This window comes from Wolbachia endosymbiont of Madathamugadia hiepei (assembly GCF_013366855.1).
GTDB lineage: Bacteria > Pseudomonadota > Alphaproteobacteria > Rickettsiales > Anaplasmataceae > Wolbachia.
In genome coordinates, this window is the sequence record NZ_WQMP01000064.1 from 1 (window position 1) to 5,637 (window position 5,637).

The window sequence follows — 5,637 nt, forward strand, 5'->3', positions numbered from 1 at the left end:
CTTATGCATTGGGTAACCTCTTATTGTTGCTAAAATACTGGAGTTTACCCTATTTCTCTCTCTACTCTCTTTCTAATCCATAGTTAGCGTTGGGATGACAGGAGGAGGGGCTACTTGGACAACAAGAGAGGGAGGTACTGGAATGACAACATTGTTGACTGGCAAAACGGTACCTTTAATTTGTCCTATTACCATTGGGATTTGGCATGAAAATTCACCTACTTGGCTTTGGCAGCAGGAGCTTGTTGTTATGGTATATCGACATCTGTCACATCTGTCGAAGGCCGCTGCAAAACTTTGATCGATTCAGAGCTTTTTTGTAGTTGCGTTTGTGTCAATATCGAAGGCTCAAATACTCCTTTGCTTGATTGGTTAAAACACGTCCTCTTGGTGTGCGTTTTACAAAACTGATTTTGATTAAATAAGGTTCTACTGTTTCTTCAATATTGCCAGCATCTTCAGATAACGCGATAGATATGGTATCGATTCCAACAGGTCCTGAGGTGTTGAATAAAAATCTTAGATAATCCATATCTAATTTATTTAATCCCATCTTATCTATGCCCAATTTTGATAGCGCAGAGTCAGCAATTTTGTAGGTAATTTTTTTATCATTTTCCGCTTCAACAAAATCTCTTATTCTTCTGAGTAACCTCAAAGCAATTCTTGGAGTGCCGCGTGCACGGCAGGCAATTTCCCGTATGGCACCCTCTTCGATTGCGGCAGAAAGAACTCTTGCGCCTCTTTTTATAATATCGACCAGTTCCTCAAAAGAATAAAATTCAAGGTGCAAAGGGATGCCAAAACGATCCCTCAGCGGTGCAGAAAGCAGTCCAAGCCGTGTTGTTGCTCCAATCAACGTAAATGGTAGCAAATCTATCCTTAAAGTGCGAGTGGATGGGCCTTCGCCTACCAGTATGTCTAGGCAAAAGTCTTCCATGGCGGTATACAAGACTTCTTCAATGCTGCGATTTAATCTATGGATTTCATCGATAAATAAGACATCTTTTGCATTTAAAGTGGTGAGCACTGCAGCTAAATCTCCAGCTTTATTAAGTAAAGGACCAGAAGTTGCGCGAAAGCTGACCCTTAACTCCTTAGAGACAATTTGTGCTAAGGTTGTTTTGCCAAGCCCTGGAGGACCGTGTAGTAAAACATGATCCAAGGCTTCAGTTCTCGTCTTTGCAGCATTTATAAACACTTTTAAATTTTGTATTAAATCTTTTTGTCCAACAAAATCATCAAGTTGTTCAGGCCTGATGTTTACATTACGCACATCTTCGGCATATTCTTTGCCACATGATATTGACTTCATAATGTTGAAATCTCCTTAAGTGCCATGCGGATAATCTCCTTAGTGTCCAGGTTTGGTCTGTATTTTTTTATAGTATCATAAGCTTTCGTTTTTTCATATCCAAGATTGATCAATGCTGAAAGGGCATCTTCATTAATTGGATGGAAATTGCTGTTATTTATTTCTAATTTACTCACTTTGCCACTCAGTTCTGTAATAATTCGATTAATGAGTTTGAAGCCAAGCCCGCTTATCTTGAGTGTTGCTTTATCTTCATTTATAATTGCCAAAAACAACTGCTCTGGGGTTAATTTACTCAAAATTGACATTGCAGTTTTATAGCTAACGCCGCTTACTTTAACAAGCAAGCGCAGGCACTGCTGCTCTTCTCTGCTTATGAAACCATATAGCTTAGTAATGTTTTCTCTATTATTTGCATAGGTTTCAATAAACAATTTGATTTTACTTCCAGTGGAGCATGCATTTAAGGTTTTGACTGAAAGGTATACTATATAGCCAACATCATTCACATTTAGGATTATATGATCGCTATGAACTTCGTCAACTATTCCGCTTAAGTTTCCTATCATTTTCAGCACTGTATAGAGTTCAGTTTAAAAACTCCTGGATTCTAGGTCAAGTGTTGGTCTGAGATGTGTGGTCTTATCCTTTTGAATGTATAGCGCTCCAGAATCTGACCATCACACCCTACATATACTACTTATAACTCACTTTCACGCAATATCGATCGTTTTTAAAAAGCAATCTAACATTTTTTATTCCTTGATTGCGAAGCTTTGATGCAGCTGACTTGGCAGTCTGAGCATTTTCAAAAAATGCGACATATCCCCTACTTTCTGGACTGTTTTTTTTTGGGTGACGTTTCTGCATTTCTTTTTCGTACTGCTTTTTATAATGAGGGGTTTTTTGTATTAGTCGCCTTGACATTTTTTTTAGATACGTAATTTTTACCATAGTTAATCCATCTTCATGGAATCCTAAAATTTTCGCTGCTTTTTCTGAAAGATCTATTATTCTACCCTTAACAAATGGCCCCCTATCGTTAACTCTTACGATAAGTTGCCTTCCGTTTTTTAAGTTAGTGACAAGAACAAAACAGGGTAGAGGCAAAGTCTTGTGCGCTGCGGAAATTGAGTTACGGTCAAACACTTCACCATTTGCTGTAAGTGTACCATGATCTTCCATCCCATACCACGATGCTACTCCTATCTCCTCGTGATGGTTACAGTGTTTGGGATGATAAGTTACTCCATTTACTGTGTAGCTATTGCCAATTTTATAATGGCCTGCGGCATCATTACACCTGCTGCGAAAACTGCAACTACTTATCAAAACAAATATTAGGCATAAAAAAGCTAGATTTTTTATCATTGTATTCAGTGAAAGGGTTCGATACCATGAGGATTTTAAATTATACTATAACAAGTTTAGTAATCAGTAAACACATACTGCTAAATATGAATAGTACCCGAAAAGAAACAATACATATAATTGGTATAGGTGGAATTGGAATGAGTGCAATTGCTGAAATTCTTCATAATTCCAATTATAAAGTTCAAGGTAGTGATACGCAATCAAATGACAATACAGATAGATTACAAAGGCTAGGTATAAGAGTTTATATCGGTCACAGTGCTAATAACATTGGACAAGCTCAAGTGATTATGCACTCTTCTGCAATAAAATCCGACAATGTGGAGTTAGTTGCAGCAAGAGATAACAACAAAACCATTTTGCATAGGTCAGACATACTTGCTGAAATTATGAAAGATAGGTGTGTAATAGCAGTTTCAGGTTCAAGCGGAAAGACAACAACAACCGCCATGATTGCTTCCATTTTTGATCATTCTGGCATTGATGCGACTGTAACTGTAGGAGGGATATTAAATTCCTATAAGAGCAATTTCAAACTTGGAGGGAGTGACACTTTTCTGATCGAGGCTGATGAGTCTGATGGAACTATGCTAAAAATCCCTGCAAAGATTGCTGTCATAACAAGTATCAACAATGACCACATAGATTATTACGGCACATTTGATAATATCAAAAATGCATTTTCCCAATTCGCGAACAACGCAGATTCTGCGATTTTACCTGATTCTGTAGACATCAATTGTGATGCAGGTAATTTTATAACGTTTGGGTTTGAAGATGTGTCTCCTTCTGTCATCCAATCCTCCTTTGTCATCCCAGTGCTTGACACTGGGATCCAGAAAAAAAAATCAGCGTCACGCTCTGCAAAAGCAAGTAATGTCAGAGCTGCAAACATTAAGCAGCATGTCAGCAGCGTAGAATTTGACGTGTTGATTGACAATAACCACAGAATAAAGAATGTAGTACTACCAAACGCAATAGGGATACATAAAGTCAGCAACGCCCTGGCTGCAATATCGGTTGCGGTAAAACTTGGAATTAGCGATGCGGACATTAAAAAGGGTCTTTTGGAATTTAAAGGAGTAGCAAGAAGATTTTCTTTAATTGCTGATATTAAAGGCATTAAGTTAGTTGAGGACTATGCCCATCATCCAAACGAAATACAAGCAACTCTGGCAGCAGCACGCTTGATCACTAAAGGAAAGGTAATAGGAATCATCGAACCGCTGCGTTTTGCTCGCATTCGTAATTTTTTTGATGAATTCATACAAGTTTTTATGATGTTTGACTATGTCATCCTCACTCCTGTTCATCCTCCAGAAGATGAGCCTATTCACGGTTGTGGAATTGATGATATACAGAAAGCCTTAATCAGCAATGGGTTTAGTAACGTTGAGATTATGAATAATGCTTTGTTCATTTCACATTTCATCAATGATTCGACAAATTCAGGTGATGTAGTACTATCTATTGGTGCTGGTGGTAATATAGCCAAACTAGCAAAAGAAACTGCAGTACTTATGTCGGAAATAAAGGTTTAGTACAATGAAAAAAATAATTAACAATATATTTGCAAGAGAAATTTTAGATAGCAGGGGGTATCCAACCGTTGAGGTAGAAGTTGAACTCTGTGATGGAGCAACAGGTGGAGCATCTGTACCTTCTGGAGCTTCAACCGGTAAACTAGAAGCTTTAGAACTGAGAGATCAAGATGAAAAAAGATATTGCGGTAAAGGAGTGCAGAAAGCTGTTCAATCTGTAAATGGAGTGATAGCAAATAAAATTGTTGGCATGGATGCAGCAAACCAGGGTGTGATTGATAAAGTGTTAATCGAATTAGATGGAACGCAAAACAAATCTAAGCTTGGAGCAAATGCAACTTTAGGAGTGTCCCTTGCCATTGCAAAAGCAGCAGCAAACAGTTTCAAAATGCCACTATATAAATATTTAGGAGGAGAGCAGGCAAGTGTCGTGCCGGTTCCACTCATTAACATAATCAATGGTGGGGCACATGCGGACAATAAACTCGATTTTCAAGAATTTATGATTCTTCCTGTTGGGGCTGAAACTTTCAGTGAAGCGATCAGAATGTCTGCAGAGGTGTTTCATAACTTGCGCAGCATTCTCAAGAAAAAGGGTTACAGCACAAATGTAGGAGATGAAGGTGGTTTTGCACCAAATATCGAAAGTACCGAAGAAGCTCTTAATCTGATAATTCAGGCTGTAGAGTCTGCCGGTTATTCGATGCAAAGTCACTTTGCACTGGGCCTTGACGTTGCTTCATCTACTTTTTATGAAGATAAAATTTACAAATTTGAAAATAGAGAGCTTACTTCAGAGGAATTGGCTGAGTACTATTGCGGCCTTGTCGAAAAATATCCAATAATTTCTTTAGAAGATGCGATGAGTGAAGATGATTATGAAGGTTGGAAATTGCTTACCGCAAAATTAGGGAACAAAGTCCAATTGGTTGGGGATGATTTGTTTGTTACAAGTTGTGAGCTAATACGCAAAGGAATAGAGGAAAAAATGGCAAATGCTGTACTAATCAAGCCAAACCAGATAGGAACATTAACGGAAACTTTGGCCGCTATTGAAATGGCCAAATCGAATGGCTACAAAGCTGTCATTTCTCACCGATCAGGTGAAACAGAAGACACAACGATATCTCATATAGCAATTGCGTCGAATTGTGGGCAAATAAAGACTGGCTCGCTATCGCGCTCTGATAGACTTGCAAAGTACAACGAGCTAATAAGAATAGAAAGCACACTGGGAGAAAGTGCTAAATACCATTGTGGGTTGGCATGGACTTCATAGACGAAGTTAGATTGTATCTAAAGGCTGGTGATGGCGGTGATGGCTGCGCGAGTTTTCGTCGAGAAAAATTCGTCGAATTTGGTGGTCCAAACGGTGGTAATGGAGGGAAGGGAGGAGACATAGTTTTT

At 38.6% G+C, this 5,637-nt stretch carries 6 protein-coding genes and 1 pseudogene; 3 read left to right on the plus strand and 4 right to left on the minus strand.

Translation table 11 applies throughout. The annotated features are described in order from the left end of the window. Window positions 1-72: 72 nt before the first annotated feature. The 4 genes from GO685_RS05730 to GO685_RS03090 all read right to left on the minus strand — a co-directional run bounded on the left by GO685_RS05730 (window position 73) and on the right by GO685_RS03090 (window position 2,686). Window positions 73-195, minus strand: a complete 123-nt coding sequence (locus GO685_RS05730) for a hypothetical protein (protein WP_281356217.1) — start codon at window positions 193-195, stop codon at window positions 73-75. A gap of 139 nt (window positions 196-334) precedes the next feature. Then, window positions 335-1,315, minus strand: a complete 981-nt coding sequence (gene ruvB / locus GO685_RS03080; RefSeq protein WP_175937527.1) for a Holliday junction branch migration DNA helicase RuvB — start codon at window positions 1,313-1,315, stop codon at window positions 335-337. Further along, on the minus strand, window positions 1,312-1,884 hold the full coding sequence (gene ruvA / locus GO685_RS03085) for a Holliday junction branch migration protein RuvA (RefSeq protein WP_175937528.1): 573 nt from the start codon (window positions 1,882-1,884) through the stop codon (window positions 1,312-1,314). Before ruvA ends, ruvB begins: the two co-directional genes overlap by 4 nt. A gap of 127 nt (window positions 1,885-2,011) precedes the next feature. Further along, window positions 2,012-2,686 (minus strand): septal ring lytic transglycosylase RlpA family protein, encoded by a 675-nt coding sequence (locus GO685_RS03090; RefSeq protein WP_175937529.1) that lies wholly within the window; start codon window positions 2,684-2,686, stop codon window positions 2,012-2,014. Window positions 2,687-2,712: 26 nt separating this feature from the next. Between GO685_RS03090 and murC the strand changes: the two genes are divergently transcribed. The 3 genes and pseudogenes from murC to GO685_RS03105 form a co-directional block, all read left to right on the plus strand. Continuing rightward, the gene (gene murC / locus GO685_RS03095) at window positions 2,713-4,230 is read left to right on the plus strand and encodes a UDP-N-acetylmuramate--L-alanine ligase (RefSeq protein WP_175937530.1); all 1,518 of its coding nucleotides are present in this window, start codon (window positions 2,713-2,715) and stop codon (window positions 4,228-4,230) included. Between the two features lie 4 nt (window positions 4,231-4,234). Next, window positions 4,235-5,509 (plus strand): phosphopyruvate hydratase, encoded by a 1,275-nt coding sequence (eno, locus tag GO685_RS03100; RefSeq protein WP_175937531.1) that lies wholly within the window; start codon window positions 4,235-4,237, stop codon window positions 5,507-5,509. Beyond that, a pseudogene (locus GO685_RS03105) lies at window positions 5,497-5,637 on the plus strand (GTPase ObgE); the annotation flags it as partial. The gene eno and the pseudogene GO685_RS03105, both read left to right, overlap by 13 nt.